This window comes from Frateuria defendens, assembly GCF_001182895.1.
Taxonomy (GTDB): Bacteria; Pseudomonadota; Gammaproteobacteria; order Xanthomonadales; family Rhodanobacteraceae; genus Frateuria_B; species Frateuria_B defendens.
Map to the genome: position 1 here is coordinate 35,145 of NZ_LFQR01000005.1, position 18,201 is coordinate 53,345.

The window sequence follows — 18,201 nt, forward strand, 5'->3', positions numbered from 1 at the left end:
TGTAGGAGCACGCTTGCGCGCGACCGCTCCTCGCCGCTTCGCGACGATGGGCCCTGGCCGATAGGGAGATCGAAAGCAGCCGCGCGCAGGCGCGCCCCTACGAAGCGCGGCGGTGGGCGAAGGCCAGGCCGCGCACCACCGCGACCTATCCGCACGGCCCCGTCCCCACCGCCAAGACCGACACGCCCATGATCGAGATCCTCCACCAGGACGACGCCCTGCTCGCGGTGAACAAGCCCGCCGGCGTGCCCGTGCATCGCTCGAAGCTGGTCGGCCGCGCCGAGGCCTACCTGATCGACCTGCTGCGCGAGCAGGTGGGCGGCCCGCTCCACCTCGCCCACCGCCTCGACCAGCCCACCAGCGGCGTGCTGCTGGTGGCGCGCGACGCCGCCATCGCCGGCGCGCTGGGCGAGCAGTTCATGGGGCGCGCAGTGAGCAAGCAGTACCTCGCGGTGGTGCGCGGCTGGCCGGAGCCGGCCGAGGGGCTGATCGACTACCCGCTGCCCGGCTCGCGCGAGACCGGCCCGCGGCGCGAGGCGCGCACGCGCTACCGCCGGCTCGCCACGGTGGAGGTGCCGATCCCGCTCGGCCGCTACCCGCAGCAGCGCTACGCGCTGATGCTGGCCGAGCCGGAGACCGGCCGCTTCCGGCAGATCCGCAAGCACTTCGCGCACATCCACCATCCCATCGTGGGCGACAGCCAGCACGGCCGCGGCGACCACAACCGGCTGTACAAGCAGCACTTCGGCTGCCACCGCATGCTGCTGCACGCCTGGCGGCTGAACCTGCGCCATCCGGTGAGCGGCGCACCGCTGCACCTGGAGGCGCCGCTGGACGCGCCCTTCCGCGCGCTGCTCGAACGCTTCGGCTGGGCGCTGCCGGACTGAGTGCGCCACGAGGCGCCCATCGACCTCGCGCGCCCGGACGCGGCGAGGCGGTGCGCGCGCCGCCTTGCGACCGCGCGCACCGGATACCAGCCTGCGCCGGCATAGCGGGCAGGGATGCGATGCTTTCCTGGCACGACGTCCAAGCCCGGACCCGCGCCGCTTCCGGCACTGCGCTGCCCTGCAACGACGCGGACCGCTCCGGCCCGCTAAAATCCCCGGATGCTCACCGTCAGCCGCACCATCGTCCTGCCCGAGTCCGAGCTGACCGAGCGCTTCCTGCGCGCCGACGGTCCCGGCGGCCAGCACGTCAATCGCACCGAAAGCGCGGTCGAACTGCGCTTCGACGTGGCGCATTCGCCCTCGCTGCCCGAGGCGGTGCGCGAGCGGCTGCTCGCCCGCCGCGACCGCCGCCTCACCGACGAGGGCGTGCTGGTGATCCAGGCCCGCCGCTTCCGCGACCAGGGCCGCAACCGCGAGGATGCGCGCGAGCGCCTGGTGGAGATCATCCGCGGCGCCCTGGCGGCGCCGAAGCCGCGCCTCGCCACCAAGCCCACCCGCGCCTCCAAGGAACGCCGCCTGGCCGGCAAGCAGAAGCGCGGCCAACTCAAGCAGGGGCGTTCGCGCCACTGGAGCCACGAATGAGCCAACTGTTCCTGCCGGCCACGCCGCCGCGGGCCCCGCGACGCGGCAGCCGACTCGGCGCGCGCCTCGCGCGCGGCCTGCTGCGCCTGGCCGGCTGGCGGCTGCTCGGCACACTGCCCGACGAGCCCAAGCTGGTGGTGATCGGCGCGCCGCATTCCTCCTACTGGGACGGCGTGTGGGGGCTGCTGTTCAAGGTGGCGCTGGGCCTGGACATCAACATCATGATCAAGCGCGAGGTGCTGGACGGGCCGCTGGGCCTGATCCTCAAGCCCATCGGCATGATCCCGATCGACCGCAAGGCGCCGATCAACGTGGTCGGCCAGATGGTGCAGCGCTTCGACGGCCACTCGGCAATGTGGCTGGGCATCACGCCGGAAGGCACGCGCAAGCGCGTAACGCAGTGGAAGACCGGCTTCCTGCGCATCGCGCAGGCGGCCGCCGTGCCGATCCTGCCGGTGTTCATCGACTACCCCAGCAAGACCTTCACCCTCGGCCCGCTGCAGCACGTCGGCGACGATCCGGACAGCGACCTCGAACGCATCCGCGCGCTGTTCGCACCCTACCGCGGCAAGCACCGCGGCGTGGATTGATCCCGGCGTTCACCCATGTTCGGCATCCAGCACTACGGCGCCTTCCTGCTCGCCTGCGCGGCGCTCAACCTCACACCCGGTCTCGACACCTTCTACATCCTCGCCCGCAGCGGCCGCGAGGGCCGCGGCGTGGGCGTGGGCGCAGCGCTGGGCATCTGCAGCGGCTGCCTCGTGCACACGCTGGCCGCCGCGCTCGGCGTCTCGGCGCTGCTGGCCGCCTCGGCCACCGCCTTCGCCGTGCTCAAGTACCTGGGCGCCGCCTACCTGATCTGGATCGGCCTGCGCATGCTCTTCGCGTGCGGCGACGGCGGGCGCGCCGACACCGCCACGCGCGGCCAGGGCTTCGCCGCCGCCTTCCGCCAGGGCCTGCTCACCAATGCGCTGAACCCGAAGGTGGCGCTGTTCTATCTCGCCTTCCTGCCGCAGTTCATCGCGCCGGCCGCGGCACATCCGCAGCTCGGCCTGCTGCTGCTCGGGCTGAGCTTCATCGGCACCGGCCTGGCGTGGGCGATGGTGCTGGCCCTGCTCGGCGGACACATCCACCGCCTGCTGGCCGCGCGCCCGCGCCTGGGGGCCTGGATGGATCGCGGCTGCGGCGCGGTGCTGCTCGGCTTCGGCGTGCGGCTGGGCTTGCAGCGTCCGGCCTGAGCCGCACTCGCCGCGCGCGGCGAACCCCGTCCTGCCGCGCTCAGCCCTCGGTGCCGTCGAGCCCCGTCGGCCCGCCGACCGCCTGGCCGTAATTACGCCGGAGGTATTTGCCCGCGTCTAGCCACTACTCAGCGCTCGGAGTGCCCGGTCTCGTCGTAATCGCGGTAGGTCAGCAGGCCCGGCTGCACCAGGTCGACGAAGGCCTTGGCCTCGCGGCTCAGCACCTTGCCCTTGCGCATCACCACGCCGTAGCTGCGCTGGGGGAAGTAGGCGCGCATGTTGCGCACCGCGAGCCGCCCGCGGTCGGCCTCGGTGATGCAGATGCTGGTGACGATGGAGACGCCCAAGCCCATCGCCACGTACTCCTTGATCACCTCCCAGCCGCCCACCTCGATCGCCACCTTGTAGGGCACCTGCTGGCGCTGGAACACCAGGTCCACCAGGCGGTAGGTGGACAGGCGCTGCGGCGGCAGGATCAGGCCGTAGGGCGAGAGATCCTCCAGCGTCACCGTCTCCTTGCGCGCCAGCGGGTGGTCCGGCGGCATGATCAGCAGCGGGTCGTAGTGGTAGACCGGCGCCCAGGCGATGTCGTTGGGCACGTCCAGCATCGAGCCCACGGCGAAATCCGCCTCGTCCGCGCGCAGCATCGCCAGGCCGTCCTTGCCGGTGACATTGGCCAGCTGCAATTGCACGGCCGGGAAGCGCTCGCGGTAGCGGCGCACCAGCGCCGGCAGCAGGTACTGGATGGTGGAGGCGCCGGCGGCGATGGTCAGGCGGCCGGCGCTCAGCCCCTTCACCCGGGTCTGGAAATCGTGGTCCAGGCTCTCCCAGCCCTCCACCAGCGGCCGCGCCAGCTCGTATAGCGCCTCGCCGGCGTCGGTGAGGTTGATGCGCCGGCCGCGGCGCTCCATCAGGTTCGCCCCCAGCTCGCGCTCCAGCGCCTGGATCTGCAGGCTGACGGTAGGCTGGGACAGGAACAGCGCCTCGGCGGCCCGGCTCAGCGTGCCCAGCTTCACGGTGCTGACGAACGCACGCAACTGTTTGAAACGGTTGCCCTTGTAGTAATACCGGGCGATGTCGCCCGTCGCTTCCCGCCGGGCCGTCGCCGGCCGGCGTGGCTTGCGGGTCCGCTTGGAGGGCTTGTCCGCCGAATTCATCGTCTCATCTCAATGCGTTAGGCATTGTATTGATATACCAAATATCAAGGATTGAAATATTTACTTTGTCAAACACTGCCTTCGAGGCCTAGCTTTTATCCCACGACACAGGAGAGATCGACCATGGCCGTACCCCAGGAACAGCTCGCTTCCGGCGCCATCGACGTGCATGGCCCCGTGTCGGCGGCGCATGCCGCGATCCTGACCCCGGCGGCGCTGGGTTTCGTGGCCGACCTGCACCGCCGCTTCGACGGCGAGCGCCGCCGGCTGCTGGAAGCGCGCCGCGAGCGCCAGGCCCGCTACGACGCCGGCGAACTGCCCGATTTCCGCGCCGACACCGCCGCCCTCCGCGACGGCGACTGGCGCGTGGCGCCGATCCCCGCCGCCTTGCAGGACCGGCGCGTGGAGATCACCGGCCCGGTGGACCGCAAGATGATCATCAACGCGCTCAACTCGGGCGCCAAGGTGTTCATGGCCGACTTCGAGGATTCCTCGGCCCCCACGCTGGCCAACCAGCTCGACGGCCAGGTCAACCTGCGCGACGCGGTCGCGGGCGCCATCGACTACACCTCGCCCGAGGGCAAGCGCTACCAGGTGGCCGCCGACCCGGCCGTGCTGGTGGTGCGCCCGCGCGGCTGGCACCTGCCGGAGAAGCACTTCACCGTGGCCGGCCAGCCGCTGGCCGGCGCCCTGCTCGACTTCGGCCTGTTCGCCTTCCACAACGCCCGCGCGCTGCAGGCGCGCGATCGCGGCCCGTACTTCTACCTGCCCAAACTGCAGAGCATGGAAGAGGCGGCGCTGTGGGACGCGGTGATGGCCCACGCCGAAGCCGCGCTCGGCCTGCCGCGCGGCTGCATGAAGGTCACCGTGCTGATCGAGACGCTGCCGGCGGCGTTCCAGATGGACGAGATCCTGCACGCGCTGCGCGAGCGCGCGGTGGGCCTCAACTGCGGCCGCTGGGACTACATCTTCTCGTACCTGAAGACCCTGCGCGCCCACCGCGACCGCCTGCTGCCCGAGCGCGGGCAGGTGCAGATGACGGTGCCGTTCCTGAAGGCGTATTCGGAACTGTTGATCAAGACCTGCCACCGCCGCGGCGCCTTCGCCATGGGCGGCATGGCGGCGCAGATCCCGATCAAGGGCGACGAAGCCGCCAACGCGGCGGCGCTGGCCAAGGTGCGCGCCGACAAGCTGCGCGAGGTCACCGCCGGCCACGACGGCACCTGGGTGGCGCATCCGGCGCTGGTGCCGGTGGCGCGGGACATCTTCGACGCGCACATGCCTACGCCCAACCAGCTGCACGTGCTGCGCGAGGACGTGACTGTGAGCCGCGACGAGTTGCTGCGTCCCTGCGCCGGCTCGATCAGCCGCGCCGGCTTCGACAATAACGTGGAGGTGGCGCTGCGCTACACCGCCGCGTGGCTGGACGGCCTCGGCTGCGTGCCGATCCACCACCTGATGGAGGACGCCGCCACCGCCGAGATCGCCCGCGCCCAGCTGTGGCAGTGGCTGCATCACGCCGATGCGCCGGCTCCGGGTACACCGGCCGGGGAGGCGCTGGAATTCCCCGACCATGCGCCGATCGACCTCGCCCTGTTCGACCAGGCGCTGGCCGCCCATACGCACCGCCTGCGCGGCAGCGACCACCCCGGCGCCGCCCGCGCCGACGAGGCCGCCGCCCTGCTGTCCAGCCTGACCCATGCCGACCAGCTCGGCGATTTCCTCACCCTGCCCGCCTACGCCCAACTCGCCTAGCGGACCGCACGTTTCCCGCCTTCGACCGGAGAAGCCCCCATGAAGACCGTCACGCCCACCGCCGACCAGATCTCGCTGGAGTGGAAGAACGACCCGCGCTGGGCCGGCATCCGCCGCCACTACACCGCCGAGGACGTGGTGCGGCTGCGCGGCACCGTGCACGTGGAGCACAGCCTGGCCCGCCACGGCACCGAGCGGCTGTGGCAGTCGCTGCACGAGGAGGAGTTCGTCAACGCGCTGGGCGCGCTCACCGGCAACCAGGCCATGCAGCAGGTCAAGGCCGGCCTCAAAGCGATCTACCTCTCCGGCTGGCAGGTGGCCGCCGACGCCAACCTGGCCGGCGAGATGTATCCGGACCAGTCGCTGTACCCGGCCAACTCGGTGCCGCAGGTGGTCAAGCGCATCAACAACACCCTGCTGCGCGCCGACCAGATCCACCACGCCGAGGGCAAGGACGGCACCGACTGGCTGGTGCCCATCGTGGCCGACGCGGAGGCCGGCTTCGGCGGCGTGCTCAACGCCTTCGAGCTGATGAAGGCGATGATCGAGGCCGGCGCCGCCGGCGTGCACTTCGAGGACCAGCTGGCCGCGGTGAAGAAGTGCGGCCACATGGGCGGCAAGGTGCTGGTGCCCACCCGCGAGGCGATCGACAAGCTCACCGCCGCGCGCCTGGCCGCCGACGTCTGCGGCGTGCCCACCCTGCTGGTGGCGCGCACCGACGCCGACGCGGCCGACCTGCTCACCGCCGACGTCGACCCCAACGACCGCCCGTTCATCACCGGCGAGCGCACCGTGGAAGGCTTCTTCCGGACCCGCCCCGGCATCGACCAGGCGATCAGCCGCGGCCTGGCCTATGCGCCCTACGCGGACCTCATCTGGTGCGAGACCAGCGTGCCGAACCTCGCCGACGCCAAGACCTTCGCCGAGGCCATCCGCAAGGAACACCCGGGCAAGCTGCTGGCCTACAACTGCTCGCCCAGCTTCAACTGGCGGAAGAACCTGGACGATGCCACCATCGCCAAGTTCCAGAAGGAGCTGGGCGCCATGGGCTACAAGTTCCAGTTCATCACCCTGGCCGGCTTCCACAGCCTCAACTACGGCATGTTCGACCTGGCCTACGGCTACGCCCGCCGCCAGATGAGCGCCTTCGTGGAGCTGCAGGAGCGCGAGTTCGCCGCCGCCGAGCGCGGCTTCACCGCGGTGAAGCACCAGCGCGAGGTGGGCACCGGCTACTTCGACCAGGTGACGCAGGCGATCCAGCAGGGCCAGTCCTCCACCACCGCGCTGACCGGTTCCACCGAGGAGGCGCAGTTCCACGGCCGGCACGCTTCGGCGGCCTGAGATCGCCCAAAGCCCGCGACTTGCTCCCTCCCCTGCGTGGAGGGGAGGAGTCAGGCAGATCCTTCTTCGCCAAGGCACGAACGACGAGGCCGCCCGGAGGCGGCCTCGTCGCGTTGCATCAGGCGGCGGCTTGCGACTCGTCCGGCGGCACCAGCGCGATCACCGTCCAGCCCGGGCGCGGGTCCAGCGGGTGGCGCGCGGTGGCGATGCGCAGCCCGCCCTTCTCGTCCACGCCGAACAGCGGCACCGTGTCCGAGCCGTACTGCTCGATGAAGTGCGGCCAGTCGAAGGTGGCGCTGAGCCGGGTGGACTTGATCCGCCACCCTTGCGACAACAGCCCGGCGAAACGCGCGTGGGTCATGTCCTCGGCGAACAGCGGCGGCGCCAGCAGGCTGCCCGGCAGTGCGGCGCGGCCGTTGCTCTGCTCCGGCGGCAGGTTGCGCAGGCGGTAGACCTTCTCGCGGCCGAACTCCTGGCGGTAATGCACGCAGGCCAGCGAATTGCGCTCGCGGTGGGTGGACATCGCCAGCAGCCGGCCGACGCCGGTGAGGTCGAGATGGCGCTCGGCATGCGAGGAGGCCGGGTTGCCGTAGAAGGTGCGCAGGCCGTCCATGCGCGCGAGGCGGATGCCTTCCCACTCGTCGTCCGCCACCACCACGGTGAAGCCGACCTCGTGCAGCGCCTGGGCGATCGCCCGCGCCACCTCGTCGGAGCCGAACACCAGCACGCCGCGCGGCTCGGGCTCGGCCACCTTGAGCCATTTCGCCAGCGGCCGCGCGGTGGCGCTCTGCAGCACCACGGTGCCGATGATCAGGATGAACACCAACGGCACCAGCGCGTTGGCGCCCGCCACGTGCAGCGTCTCCAGCCGCAACGCGAACAGCGCCGAGACCGAGGCCGCCACGATGCCGCGCGGCGCCACCCAGGCGATCAGCGCGCGCTCGCGCCAAGCCAGCCCGCTGCCGATGCTGGCGATCAGCACGGTGAGCGGCCGGATCAGCACCTGCGACGCCAGGAAGATGGCGATGCCCGCCCACAGCATGCCGTCCGGCAGCGGCCAGTGCAGCCGCGCCGCCAGCAGGATGAACAGGCTCGACACCAGCAAGGTGGTGAGGTTTTCCTTGAAGTCGAGGATGTCGTCCACGTGCACGCCGCGCATGTTGCCCAGCGCGATGCCCATGATGGTCACCGCCAGCAGGCCCGACTCGTGGGTGATGGTGTTGGAGAGGCTGAAGGCGAGCAGCACCATCGCCAGCACGCCGTAGTTCTGCAGGTATTCGGGAATGCGCTGGCGCCGCAGCATGAAGCCCAGCATCAACGCGAACAGCGCGCCCACCGCGGTGCCGCAGGCGACGGTGGCGAGGAACACGCCGATGGTGCGGCCCTCCTGGTGCGAGACGATGGCCTCGTACACCAGCACGGCGAACAGCGCGCCGATCGGGTCGATCACGATGCCTTCCCAGCGCAGCGTGTTGGCGATGCGCGCGTTCGGGCGCAGCGTGCGCAGCATCGGCGCGATCACGGTGGGGCCGGTGACGCAGGTGAGCGCGCCGAACAAGAGCGCCACCTCCCACGACACGCCGGCGACCAGCCGCGCCGCCAGCGCCAGCAGCAGCAAGGCCGCGATGGCGCCGTAGCTGACCAGGCCGCGCACCGCCTTGCCGATCTCCGGCAATTCGTGGAAACGCAGGCTCAGGCTGCCCTCGAACAGGATCACCGCGACCGCCAGCGACACGGTGGGGAAGAGCAGCGGGCCGAGCAGCTTGTCCGGTTCGAGCACGCCACTGACCGGCCCGAGCAGGATGCCGGCGAGCAGCAGGAAGAGGATCGCGGGGAGCTTCACCCGCCAGGCCAGCCATTGGGCCAGAAAGCCGATGCCCAGCATGCCTGCCAGCATCAGGCCGAGTTCGAGGGTCATGCGTCGTCCTTCGGTCTTGCGCGCGCTCTATCGGAGCATGGCCCATCCATCGCGTCCAGCGATGACGTGTCGCAACAGGGGGAGGAAGGAAGAGGCCGACCTCGGTATCGGGCGGGAGGGGGAGGGGGACCGATACCGAGGCGGCGGGGGGACCAGTCATTAGAGAACCAGTCGGTGCAGATATTAGCCACCAGGGAGGGAATGTCAATACCCGTCAGTTCAAAAATTAGGTACCCGGCCTTCAGAGCCGCCGGTATTGCAGCGCCTCGGCCAGGTGCGAGCGGTCCAGCAGCGCGGCGCCGCCGTCCAGGTCGGCGATCGAGCGCGCCACCCGCAGCACGCGGTGGTAGGCGCGGGCGGACAGGCCCAGCCGTTCCAGTGCGCCTTCGAACCAGCGCCGCTCCGCCGGCCCCAGGGCGCAGTCGCGCTCCAGCTCGCGCACGCTGATCTCCGCGTTCGGGCGCCCGGCGCGCATCAGTGCATGCTGGCGGGCCTTGACCACCCGGGCGCGCACGGTGGCCGAATCCTCGTCGTAGGCGCTGCGCGGCGCCGACAGCTCGGACAGGGCCACGCGCGGCACTTCCACGGACAGGTCGATGCGATCCAGCAGCGGCCCGGAGAGGCGCGCGCGATAGCGCTGGATCTGGTCCGGGGTACAGCGGCAACCGTGGCGGGCGTCGCCGGCATAGCCGCAGGGGCAGGGGTTCATCGCCGCCACCAGCTGGAACTGCGCCGGGAAGGTGGATTGCCGCGCGGCCCGCGAGATCACGATGTGGCCGGACTCCAGCGGCTCGCGCAACACCTCCAGCACCTGCCGGCTGAACTCGGGGAACTCGTCCAGGAACAGCACGCCGTTGTGCGCCAGCGAGATCTCGCCCGGCCGTGGCTGCGAGCCGCCGCCCACCAGAGCCGCCGCCGAGGCGGTGTGGTGCGGCGCCCGGAACGGTCGCCGCCGCCACTGCGCCGGGTCGACCGGCTGCCCGGCCACCGACAGCACCGCGCAGGTCTCCAGGGCCTCCGATTCGCTGAGCGGCGGCAGGATGCCCGGCAGGCGCTCGGCCAGCATGGTCTTGCCGGTGCCCGGCGGCCCCACCATCAGGAGGTGATGCCCGCCGACCGCGGCGATCTCCAGTGCGCGGCGCGCCTGCAACTGGCCACGCACGTCGGCGAGGTCGGGCCCGGCCTCGTAATCGGGCTCCAGTTGCGCCTCGCCCGGCAGGGCCAGCTCCTGCGCGCCGCGCAGCCAACCGCAGACTTCGGCCAGGCTGTCGGCCACCAGCACGTCGGCATCGGCCACCAGCGCGGCCTCGCCGGCGTTGGCGCGTGGCACCACCATCCGCCGCCCGCGCGCCCGCGCACGCAGCAGCGCCGGCAGCACGCCGCTGACCCGCCGCAGGTCACCGGACAAAGCCAGCTCGCCGAGGAACTCGCAATCGTCCAGCCGCTCGCGCGGCACCTGCCCCGCGGCGGCGAGGATGCCGAGCGCGATGGCCAGGTCGAAGCGGCCGCCGTCCTTGGGCAGCTCGGCCGGCGCCAGGTTCACGGTGACCTTGCGGTTGGGGTATTCGAAGGCGGCGTTCTGGATCGCCACCCGCACGCGGTCGCGCGCCTCGCGCACGGCCGCCTCGGGCAGGCCCACGATGTGGGTGCCGGGCAGGCCGCCGGACAGGTAGACCTCCACCATCACCTGGGGAGCCGCCACGCCTTCCTGGGCGCGACTCAGGGTGACAGCCAGGCTCATGCGTCCGACTGGATCGGACCGGCGACGGGGCCGCTGACATGCCTCGACATCGGAGCGACTCCATGACGCGGACGTATAAATAACCGCCCCCGATCGCTTCTCGGGGTGAGGGTGACGGATCGGGGGCGGCTCCCGGGAGCTTGGTTCTCAGCTAGTGCCCGCGGGCCGCCTCGGCTTCGAGGTCGGCAATGCGACGTTCCAGCTCGTCGACCTTGGCGCGGGTGCGCGCCAGCAACTGGCTCTGGACGTCGAATTCCTCGCGGGTGACTAGCTCAAGGCGACGCAATCCTTGCGTCAGGACATCGTGGAAGTTGGCGCGCAGATCCTGCTGCGCCTGAGCCAATCCTGGCGGAACCAACGAGACAAGTCGTAGGGCGATTTGGTCGATATCCTGCCTATCCATCATGGATAGCACCTCGAACTCGTCGGAAAGAAGTCTAGGTAACGGGCTGTTGGGGCCGCCATCGGTATGCTCCGCCAAAGAATGTAGGGATTTTCCTACACGCGGCACGGGAGCGACAGGCCGCCGCCATGCGGGCACAATGCGCGCCGCACCGCGTGCCTCCCTGTCACGGGCGCGAACCAGAGGATCGATGCGATGAAACTGATCGTGGCGGTGATCAAGCCGTTCAAGCTGGACGACGTGCGCGAGGCGCTGGCCGAGGTCGGCGTACAGGGCATCACGGTGACCGAGGTGAAGGGCTTCGGCCGCCAGAAGGGGCATACCGAGCTCTATCGCGGCGCCGAGTACGTGGTGGATTTCCTGCCCAAGGTGAAGCTGGAGGTCGCGGTGCCCGACGACCAGCTCGAGCGCGTGGTCGAGACCATCCAGCAGGCCGCGCGCACCGGCAAGATCGGCGACGGCAAGGTCTTCGTCTGCCCGCTGGAGCAGGTGATCCGCATCCGCACGGGCGAACTGGACAACGACGCGCTCTAGGCCGCCGGCCCCGCCTGCAGCCGCTCGAAGCGCCGGTGGTGGACCAGCAGGCCGGCGTAGTAGGCGAGGTAGTAGCCGAGCAGCAGGCCGAATACCAGCAGGGTCAGCGGGCTGTTGCCCAGCGCCGGCGCGCCCTGGGGGGCTGCCGGGTCGAAGCCGGCCTGGCCGCCCTGCGGCAGCATCGTCATGAAGCGCCACGCCAGCCGCCCGACCAGCAGCACCACCAGCGCGCCGCCGAGCCAGGGATTGGGGATGTAGTAGTCGGCGCCGTCCGGCCCGCGCTCGAAGCGGCTCAGGCGCAGCCCGAGCAGGCCCAGGCCGACGCCGAGCACGGCGCCGCCGAGCAGGCCCTCCAGCAGGCGCGGGCTGTGCAGGCCGCTGGCGCCGAGCATCACGACCACCACGGCGAGGATCACGATGCGCGCCGTCATCCGCTTGCGCTGGATCGGCTGGCGCCCGATCAGGCGGCGCGCGCGGCGCCAGACGACCAGGGCCATCACGGCGGCGGTGATCAGGACGGTCTGCAGGTGCGGGGACATGGCGGACTCCGACGGAGAATGTCCCAAGCCTAACGTCCAAAGCCCGCCGGCGACGACTGACGGCCGGCCGCCGGCGCGCATGACGGCTGTCATGCGCGCGCGAAAGTTCTTACTTCGCCTTGCCCTGGTTGGCCACCGCGGCCATCTTGGCGGCGATCGCCTCGGCATCGCCCAGGTAGTAGTGGCGCAGCGGCTTGAGCTCCTCGTCGAACTCGTACACCAGCGGCACGCCGTTGGGGATGTTGAGCTCCACGATCTCCTCGTCGGAGATGCCATCGAGGTACTTCACCAGCGCGCGCAGCGAGTTGCCGTGCGCGGCCACCACCACGCGCTGGCCGCCGCGGATCGCCGGCGCCAGCACCTCGTGCCAGTACGGCAGCACGCGGGCCACGGTGTCCTTGAGGCACTCGGTGTCGGGGATCTGCGCGGGCTCGAGCGAGGCGTAGCGCGGGTCGTGCACCGACTCGTTGGCGGCGCGCTCCAGCGGGGGCGGCGGGATGTCGTAGCTGCGGCGCCAGATCTTGACCTGGTCCTCGCCATACTTGGCCGCCGTCTCGGCCTTGTTGAGGCCGGTGAGGCCGCCGTAGTGGCGCTCGTTGAGCCGCCAGTCGGTGACCACGGGAATCCACATCAGGTCCATCGCGTCCTGCACGCCCCACAGCGTGCGCACGGCGCGCTTGAGCACCGAGGTGTGCGCCACGTCGAAGGCGTAGCCGGCGTCCTTCAGCAACTGGCCCGCCTCGCGCGCCTCGGCCATGCCCTGCTCGGTGAGGTCGACGTCGGCCCAGCCGCTGAAGCGGTTGTCGAGGTTCCATTGGGACTGGCCGTGGCGGATCAGGACGAGCTTGTGCATGGCATCGGGGTCGCAGGCGGGGAAGCCGAAGATGGTGCAGCGCACTGTCCAGGCCGTCAATCGCCGCCCCTGCCGAAGGTCACGCTAAACCCGCCGCGGAACGGGCGCATCCTAGCCGCACCTTTCTGCGGAGAACGCCCATGCGACCCATCCTGCTCGCTCTCGCCCTGACCCTGCCGCTGGCCGCCGCGGCGACCGAGGAGGACATCGGCAAGGTCAACGGCTCGGTGCGCGTCGAGGCCGGCCAGCATGCCGGCGACGTCAGCACGGTGAACGGCTCGGTCCACGTCGGCGACGGCGCGGTGGTACGCAAGGCCAGCACGGTGAACGGCTCGGTCGATCTCGGCGGCAAGGCCCAGGCCGGCGAGGTGGGCACCGTCAACGGCGCGATCACCCTGGGCGAGGACAGCCGCGTGCAGGGCGAGGTCGGGGCGGTCAACGGCGCGGTCCGGCTCGGCCGCCATGCGGAGGTACTGGGCAAGACCTCCAACGTCAACGGCGCCATCGTGCTGGACGCCGCGCACGTGGCCGGCGGCCTCGGCACGGTCAGCGGCGACATCACGGTGGGCGCGGACTCGCGCGTGGAAGGCGGCATCCTGGTCGACAAGCCCAACGGCGGCTGGCTCCACTTCGGCAGCGACCGCAAGCCGCACGTGGTGATTGGCCCGCACGCGGTGGTGCAGGGCACGCTGGAGTTCCGCCGCGAGGTGGCGCTGGAAGTCAGCGACAGCGCGCGGATCGGCCCGGTGAAGGGCGCCACGCCGGTGAAGTTCAGCGGCGCCGCGCCGCAGTGAACGAGCGAGGGGCGAGCACTGAGGGCGCGGGCGAGGCGAGGTCGCAGCGCCGCGATGCCGCGACCTCGCTGCTCGCCCCAGCCCTCACACCCAATCACGCGGCTTGAGGTAGTCCGCCAGCCGCGCCTCGGCCGAGCCGGGCTCCGGCTGGTAGCCGTACTCGAAGCGCACCCGCGGCGGCAGGCTCATCAGGATCGATTCGGTGCGCCCGCCCGACTGCAGGCCGAACAGCGTGCCGCGGTCGTAGACCAGGTTGAACTCCACGTAGCGCCCGCGTCGGTAGAGCTGGAACTCGCGCTCGCGCTCGCCGTAGGGCGTGTCGCGGCGGCGCTCGGCGATCGGCAGGTAGGCATCGAGGAAGCCCTGGCCGACGTCGCGGGTGAAGGCAAAGCAGCGCTCGAAGCCGCCCTCGTTCAGGTCGTCGTAGAACAGGCCGCCGACGCCGCGCGTCTCGTCGCGGTGCTTCAGGTAGAAGTACTCGTCGCACCAGCGCTTGTAGCGCGGGTAGACGTCCTCGCCGTAGGGCGCGCACAGGTCGCGCGCCACCGCATGCCAGTGCACCACGTCCTCGTCGAACGGGTAGAACGGCGTGAGGTCGAAGCCGCCGCCGAACCACCACACCGGCTCCACGCCTTCCTTGCTCGCCTCGAAGTAGCGCACGTTGGCGTGCGTGGTGGGCACGTAGGGGTTCTTCGGGTGCAGCACCAGCGAAACGCCGGTGGCGATGAAGCGGCCGCCGGCCAGTTCCGGCCGGTGCGCGGTCGCGCTGGGCGGCAAGGTGTTGCCGTACACGCGCGAGAAGTTCACCCCCGCCTGTTCGAACAGCGCGCCCTCGCGCAGCACGCGCGTGCGGCCGCCGCCGCCCGCCTCGCGGGTCCAGGCGTCCTCGACGAAGCGCGCGCCGCCGTCGAGCTGCTCGATGGCGCGGCAGATGCGTTCCTGCAACTCGCGCAGGAACGCTTCCGCCCGGTCGGCTTGCTGGCTCATCGCTGGCATCCCTAAAGAGAGAAGGCGCGGAGCTTAGCAAGCGCCGGCCCTGGCCCGCTGCGGCGGCGCGTCGCGGCCGCCCTGCGCCGGCCGGTTCGGAAGCGCGCAGCGGGCTCACGCGGCCCTCACGAGGATGAATCGCCGCCGTGACATCGCCCCCGGCAGGCTAGGCATGGGACGACTCCAGCAACTAGGCTGAAAAGGATGTGTCACCCGATCGCCCCGCTGGCGGTTTCCGCCTACACCGCCAGTTCCGCCTTGGGCCTCGGCCTCGACGCCCAGCTCGTCGCGCTGCGGGCCGAAGAGGGCGCCCTGCGGCCGAACGATTTCAGCAGCGCGCCGCTGCCGTGCTGGATCGGCCGTGTGGAGGGCGTAGAAGCCGCGCCGCTGCCGCCGGCCCTGGCCGCCTGGGAGTGCCGCAACAACCGCCTCGCCTGGCTGGCGCTCGCGCAGGACGGCTTCCTCGCCCGCGTCCGCGCGGCGCGCGAGCACTACGGCGCCGCGCGCGTGGCCGTGCTGCTGGGCACCTCCACCGCGAGCATCGGCGCCACCGAGGAAGGCTACCGCCGGCTCGACGCCGACGGCCGCCTGCCCGCCGACCTGCGCCGCGAGGCCATCCACACGCCACACTCGCTGGCCGCCTTCGTGGCCGCCGCGCTGGCGCTCGAAGGCCCCTGCCTCACCATCTCCACCGCCTGCTCCTCCAGCGCCAAGGTGTTCGCCAGCGCCGAGCGCCTGCTGCGCCTCGGATTGGCCGATGCGGCGCTGGTCGGCGGCGTGGACACGCTGTGCGACAGCGTGCTGTTCGGCTTCAATGCGCTGGAGCTGGTGTCGCCCTCGCCGTGCCGGCCGTTCGACCGCGACCGCGACGGCATCTCGATCGGCGAGGCCGCCGGCTTCGCCCTGCTCGAGCGCGCCGAGGCCGCGCCGCGGGCCCCGCGCCTGCTCGGCTACGGCGAATCCAGCGACGCCTACCACATGTCCACGCCGCACCCGGAAGGCCTGGGCGCCGCGCAGGCCATGCAGGCGGCGCTGGCCTCCGCCGGCCTGCCGCCGGCCCAGGTCGACTACGTGAACCTGCACGGCACCGCCAGCCGCAAGAACGACGAGGTGGAGGCCTCACTGCTCGCGCGCCTCTTCCCCGACGGCACCCGCGCCAGCAGCACCAAGGGCTACACGGGGCACACGCTGGGCGCGGCGGGCATCCTCGAGGCGGCCTTCGCGCTGCTCGCGATCGAGCACGGGCTGGTGCCCGGCAACCTCGGCGCCGCCACGCCCGACCCGGTGTGCGGCCCGCACTTCGCCTGGCGCAGCGAGGTGCGGCGGGTGGACGTGGCGCTCAGCAATTCTTTCGGTTTCGGCGGCAACAACGCCTGCCTGGCGTTCGCCCGGAGCCCGACATGAGCGCGCTGCGCGTGCATGTGGCCGGCATCGGCCTGTGGTCGGCCGAACTGGCGGGCTTCGCCGCCTTCCGGGCCTGGCTCGACGGCGCACCGCCGGCGCCGCCCGGCGCCCGGCCTACGGCGGCCGCGCTGTCGCCCAACGAGCGCCGCCGCGCACCGGAGAGCGTGCTGCTGGCCGCCGAGGTGGCCGGGCAGGCGGTGGCGATGAGCGGCCTGGACGCCGCCGAACTGGCCTGCGTGTTCGCCTCCGCCCACGGCGACCAGGTCATCACCGACTACCTCTGCGCCACCCTGGCGCAGGAACCCACGGCGCTGTCGCCGACGCGTTTCCACAATTCCGTGCACAACGCGCCGGTCGGCTACTGGACCATCGCCACCGGCTGCCGGGCGCCCTCCACCGCGGTCTGCGCCGGCCGCACCAGCTTCGGCGCCGGCCTGCTCGAGGCTACCGCGCAGGCGCTCGCCGGGCAGCAGCCGGTGCTGCTGGTCGCCGCCGACGGGCCGGGCCAGGGGCCGCTGGCCACCATGACCGGCTGCGCCACGGCGTTCGCCTGCGCACTGGTATTGACGCCGCAGCCGGACGCGCACACGCTGGCGACGCTCCATGTGCGCCTTGAGCCCGGCGAGGCCTCCATGCCGTCCGAAGCGCTGATGAAAGGTTGGCCGCACGACAATGCCAGTGCCGCGGCGCTGCCGCTGCTCGCACGGCTCGCGCGGGCGGGCGGGGCCTGCCGTCTGCCCGCCGCCGAGCGGCTGGTGCTGGACGTCCACACGGAGCCGACCGCTTGAACGACACAACCCTGCCACGCTGGTGTGTACTGATCCCCTGCCTCAACGAGGAGGCCGCGATCCGGCAAGTGGTGACTTCGGTGCTGGCGCTGGGCGCGCCGGTGATCGTGGTCGACGACGGCTCGGACGACCGCACGCCCGCCATCGTCGGCGAGCTGCCGGTGACCCTGATCCGCCACGCCCGACGGCAAGGCAAGGGCGAGGCACTGCGCGACGGCTTCCGCGAGGCGCTGCGGCAGGGCTACGAGGCGGTGCTCACCATGGACGGCGACGGCCAGCACCTGGCCAGCGACATCCCGCGCATCGTCGCCGCGGCGCGGCGCTACCCGGGCCACATCGTGGTCGGCGCCCGCCTGCTCGACCGCGAGCAGCAGCCCAAGGGCCGCCGGCGCGCCAACGCGGTGGCCGACTGGGGCATCTCCTGGGCCTGCGCGCAGCCGGTGGCGGACACCCAGAGCGGCCAGCGCTGGTACCCGCACGAGGCGCTCGAACTGGTCGACCTGCCGGCCGAGAACTTCGTGTTCGAGGCGGCGATCCTGATCGCCGCCTCGCGCGAGAAAGGCCTCGGCGTGGTCTCGGTACCGATCGCCTCGCGCTACCAGGGCGGCTTCCGCCTCAGCCATTTCCGGCCGGTGCAGGATGTCACCCGCATCACCCTCTACACCATCGGCCGGGTGATCCACTACGGCAGCATCCTGGCCAGCCACCGCCGCGCGCAGCAACGGCCGCTGGTGCTCGACGAGCCTTTCGTGGTCGACGTGCACGGCACCTCGGAGGCGGCCAGTCACCCCGGCGGGTGAATCACCGCCGCGCGGCCGCTCGCCAGCACGCGCCCCCGATGCTCGACGCGGAAGGCGTACTGCGCGCCGGACTCGTCCGCGTAGAGGCATGCGGCATGGACGTCCAGACGTCCATCCAGCGCATCGACGTATTCCACCGCCAGCACCAGCTCGCGCAGGCTGACCAGCCGCCCCGGACGCACCGTTTCCTCGCCACGCGCGCGGGCGCGCAGCGCGCCATGCACCGCGCTCGCCTGGGCGCCATACTCGGCCAGGTGCACCGCATGCAGGCCGTGCGACCCGCGCAGCGGATGGGCGGCGTCGGCGTGGCCGAGGGCGATCGCGTGGACATGGGTGTCGTCCCAATCCTCTACGGCATCGAGCAGGCACATCGCGCCGGCGTGCGGGATCAGGTGCGACCAGTCGGTCTTGTCGAGCATG

At 71.5% G+C, this 18,201-nt stretch carries 19 protein-coding genes; 11 read left to right on the forward strand and 8 right to left on the reverse strand.

What is annotated here, in order from left to right:
- Positions 1 to 188 precede the first annotated feature (188 nt).
- From ACH65_RS01285 to ACH65_RS01300, 4 genes are all read left to right on the forward strand, one after another.
- A complete protein-coding gene (locus ACH65_RS01285; protein ID WP_049620761.1) occupies positions 189 to 887 on the forward strand; it encodes a pseudouridine synthase in 699 nt (232 codons plus the stop codon).
- Positions 888 to 1,106: 219 nt separating this feature from the next.
- A complete protein-coding gene (gene arfB, locus ACH65_RS01290; protein ID WP_049620762.1) occupies positions 1,107 to 1,529 on the forward strand; it encodes an alternative ribosome rescue aminoacyl-tRNA hydrolase ArfB in 423 nt (140 codons plus the stop codon).
- Complete coding sequence (locus ACH65_RS01295; RefSeq protein WP_049620763.1) at positions 1,526 to 2,119, forward strand: 1-acyl-sn-glycerol-3-phosphate acyltransferase; 594 nt, start codon at positions 1,526 to 1,528, stop codon at positions 2,117 to 2,119. The genes arfB and ACH65_RS01295 overlap by 4 nt, the downstream gene beginning before the upstream one ends.
- A gap of 15 nt (positions 2,120 to 2,134) precedes the next feature.
- Positions 2,135 to 2,767: a LysE family translocator gene (locus ACH65_RS01300; RefSeq protein ID WP_049620764.1), complete on the forward strand. Its 633-nt coding sequence runs from the start codon at positions 2,135 to 2,137 to the stop codon at positions 2,765 to 2,767.
- 128 nt (positions 2,768 to 2,895) lie between these two features.
- Here the strand turns inward: ACH65_RS01300 and ACH65_RS01305 are convergent, their stop codons facing one another.
- Complete coding sequence (locus ACH65_RS01305; protein WP_049620765.1) at positions 2,896 to 3,924, reverse strand: LysR family transcriptional regulator; 1,029 nt, start codon at positions 3,922 to 3,924, stop codon at positions 2,896 to 2,898.
- Positions 3,925 to 4,047: 123 nt separating this feature from the next.
- Here ACH65_RS01305 and aceB point away from each other — a divergent pair, with 123 nt between their 5' ends.
- Both aceB and aceA read left to right on the forward strand, forming a co-directional pair.
- Positions 4,048 to 5,679, forward strand: coding sequence for a malate synthase A (gene aceB / locus ACH65_RS01310; protein ID WP_049620766.1), 1,632 nt, complete (start codon positions 4,048 to 4,050; stop codon positions 5,677 to 5,679).
- Between the two features lie 39 nt (positions 5,680 to 5,718).
- Entirely contained in the window at positions 5,719 to 7,020 is a 1,302-nt protein-coding gene (gene aceA / locus ACH65_RS01315; protein WP_049620767.1) for an isocitrate lyase, read from the forward strand.
- Positions 7,021 to 7,138: 118 nt separating this feature from the next.
- Here aceA and ACH65_RS01320 read toward each other — a convergent pair whose 3' ends face one another.
- The 3 genes from ACH65_RS01320 to ACH65_RS01330 all read right to left on the reverse strand — a co-directional run bounded on the left by ACH65_RS01320 (position 7,139) and on the right by ACH65_RS01330 (position 11,085).
- Positions 7,139 to 8,938 (reverse strand): cation:proton antiporter, encoded by a 1,800-nt coding sequence (locus tag ACH65_RS01320; RefSeq protein ID WP_049620768.1) that lies wholly within the window; start codon positions 8,936 to 8,938, stop codon positions 7,139 to 7,141.
- Between the two features lie 241 nt (positions 8,939 to 9,179).
- Positions 9,180 to 10,679, reverse strand: coding sequence for a YifB family Mg chelatase-like AAA ATPase (locus tag ACH65_RS01325; protein ID WP_082190080.1), 1,500 nt, complete (start codon positions 10,677 to 10,679; stop codon positions 9,180 to 9,182).
- Between the two features lie 151 nt (positions 10,680 to 10,830).
- Complete coding sequence (locus tag ACH65_RS01330) at positions 10,831 to 11,085, reverse strand: accessory factor UbiK family protein (protein ID WP_049620770.1); 255 nt, start codon at positions 11,083 to 11,085, stop codon at positions 10,831 to 10,833.
- A 192-nt stretch (positions 11,086 to 11,277) separates the two neighbouring features.
- On the opposite strand from ACH65_RS01330, the gene glnK reads away from it, so the two are divergent.
- Positions 11,278 to 11,616 (forward strand): P-II family nitrogen regulator, encoded by a 339-nt coding sequence (glnK, locus tag ACH65_RS01335; protein WP_049620771.1) that lies wholly within the window; start codon positions 11,278 to 11,280, stop codon positions 11,614 to 11,616.
- Here glnK and ACH65_RS01340 read toward each other — a convergent pair.
- Entirely contained in the window at positions 11,613 to 12,155 is a 543-nt protein-coding gene (locus tag ACH65_RS01340; RefSeq protein ID WP_049620772.1) for a CcdC protein domain-containing protein, read from the reverse strand. The two genes, glnK and ACH65_RS01340, sit on opposite strands and share 4 nt — an antisense overlap.
- A gap of 109 nt (positions 12,156 to 12,264) precedes the next feature.
- A complete protein-coding gene (gene gpmA / locus ACH65_RS01345; RefSeq protein WP_049620812.1) occupies positions 12,265 to 13,008 on the reverse strand; it encodes a 2,3-diphosphoglycerate-dependent phosphoglycerate mutase in 744 nt (247 codons plus the stop codon).
- Positions 13,009 to 13,148: 140 nt separating this feature from the next.
- Between gpmA and ACH65_RS01350 the strand changes: the two genes are divergently transcribed.
- Positions 13,149 to 13,802: a DUF4097 family beta strand repeat-containing protein gene (locus ACH65_RS01350; protein WP_064504794.1), complete on the forward strand. Its 654-nt coding sequence runs from the start codon at positions 13,149 to 13,151 to the stop codon at positions 13,800 to 13,802.
- 84 nt (positions 13,803 to 13,886) lie between these two features.
- On the opposite strand, the gene hemF is transcribed toward ACH65_RS01350, so the two are convergent.
- Positions 13,887 to 14,789, reverse strand: a complete 903-nt coding sequence (hemF, locus tag ACH65_RS01355; RefSeq protein WP_049620774.1) for an oxygen-dependent coproporphyrinogen oxidase — start codon at positions 14,787 to 14,789, stop codon at positions 13,887 to 13,889.
- A gap of 204 nt (positions 14,790 to 14,993) precedes the next feature.
- Here hemF and ACH65_RS01360 point away from each other — a divergent pair, with 204 nt between their 5' ends.
- From ACH65_RS01360 to ACH65_RS01370, 3 genes are read left to right on the forward strand one after another with little or no spacing between them, the layout of a single operon-like run.
- Positions 14,994 to 16,193: a beta-ketoacyl-ACP synthase gene (locus ACH65_RS01360; RefSeq protein ID WP_202594121.1), complete on the forward strand. Its 1,200-nt coding sequence runs from the start codon at positions 14,994 to 14,996 to the stop codon at positions 16,191 to 16,193.
- Complete coding sequence (locus tag ACH65_RS01365; protein WP_049620775.1) at positions 16,190 to 16,981, forward strand: beta-ketoacyl synthase chain length factor; 792 nt, start codon at positions 16,190 to 16,192, stop codon at positions 16,979 to 16,981. Before ACH65_RS01360 ends, ACH65_RS01365 begins: the two co-directional genes overlap by 4 nt.
- Positions 16,978 to 17,781 (forward strand): glycosyltransferase family 2 protein, encoded by an 804-nt coding sequence (locus ACH65_RS01370; protein ID WP_049620776.1) that lies wholly within the window; start codon positions 16,978 to 16,980, stop codon positions 17,779 to 17,781. The genes ACH65_RS01365 and ACH65_RS01370 overlap by 4 nt, the downstream gene beginning before the upstream one ends.
- Here the strand turns inward: ACH65_RS01370 and ACH65_RS01375 are convergent.
- Entirely contained in the window at positions 17,766 to 18,200 is a 435-nt protein-coding gene (locus tag ACH65_RS01375) for a hotdog family protein (RefSeq protein WP_049620777.1), read from the reverse strand. The two genes, ACH65_RS01370 and ACH65_RS01375, sit on opposite strands and share 16 nt — an antisense overlap.
- Position 18,201: the final 1 nt, after the last annotated feature.

Bases quoted from the DNA above. Each gene is read 5' to 3' on its own strand.
- ACH65_RS01285 (WP_049620761.1), top strand. From the start codon at position 189: ATGATCGAGATCCTCCACCAGGACGACGCCCTGCTCGCGGTGAACAAG.
- arfB (WP_049620762.1), top strand. From the start codon at position 1,107: ATGCTCACCGTCAGCCGCACCATCGTCCTGCCCGAGTCCGAGCTGACC.
- ACH65_RS01295 (WP_049620763.1), top strand. From the start codon at position 1,526: ATGAGCCAACTGTTCCTGCCGGCCACGCCGCCGCGGGCCCCGCGACGC.
- ACH65_RS01300 (WP_049620764.1), top strand. From the start codon at position 2,135: ATGTTCGGCATCCAGCACTACGGCGCCTTCCTGCTCGCCTGCGCGGCG.
- ACH65_RS01305 (WP_049620765.1), bottom strand. From the start codon at position 3,924: ATGAATTCGGCGGACAAGCCCTCCAAGCGGACCCGCAAGCCACGCCGG.
- aceB (WP_049620766.1), top strand. From the start codon at position 4,048: ATGGCCGTACCCCAGGAACAGCTCGCTTCCGGCGCCATCGACGTGCAT.
- aceA (WP_049620767.1), top strand. From the start codon at position 5,719: ATGAAGACCGTCACGCCCACCGCCGACCAGATCTCGCTGGAGTGGAAG.
- ACH65_RS01320 (WP_049620768.1), bottom strand. From the start codon at position 8,938: ATGACCCTCGAACTCGGCCTGATGCTGGCAGGCATGCTGGGCATCGGC.
- ACH65_RS01325 (WP_082190080.1), bottom strand. From the start codon at position 10,679: ATGAGCCTGGCTGTCACCCTGAGTCGCGCCCAGGAAGGCGTGGCGGCT.
- ACH65_RS01330 (WP_049620770.1), bottom strand. From the start codon at position 11,085: ATGATGGATAGGCAGGATATCGACCAAATCGCCCTACGACTTGTCTCG.
- glnK (WP_049620771.1), top strand. From the start codon at position 11,278: ATGAAACTGATCGTGGCGGTGATCAAGCCGTTCAAGCTGGACGACGTG.
- ACH65_RS01340 (WP_049620772.1), bottom strand. From the start codon at position 12,155: ATGTCCCCGCACCTGCAGACCGTCCTGATCACCGCCGCCGTGATGGCC.
- gpmA (WP_049620812.1), bottom strand. From the start codon at position 13,008: ATGCACAAGCTCGTCCTGATCCGCCACGGCCAGTCCCAATGGAACCTC.
- ACH65_RS01350 (WP_064504794.1), top strand. From the start codon at position 13,149: ATGCGACCCATCCTGCTCGCTCTCGCCCTGACCCTGCCGCTGGCCGCC.
- hemF (WP_049620774.1), bottom strand. From the start codon at position 14,789: ATGAGCCAGCAAGCCGACCGGGCGGAAGCGTTCCTGCGCGAGTTGCAG.
- ACH65_RS01360 (WP_202594121.1), top strand. From the start codon at position 14,994: ATGTGTCACCCGATCGCCCCGCTGGCGGTTTCCGCCTACACCGCCAGT.
- ACH65_RS01365 (WP_049620775.1), top strand. From the start codon at position 16,190: ATGAGCGCGCTGCGCGTGCATGTGGCCGGCATCGGCCTGTGGTCGGCC.
- ACH65_RS01375 (WP_049620777.1), bottom strand. From the start codon at position 18,200: ATGCTCGACAAGACCGACTGGTCGCACCTGATCCCGCACGCCGGCGCG.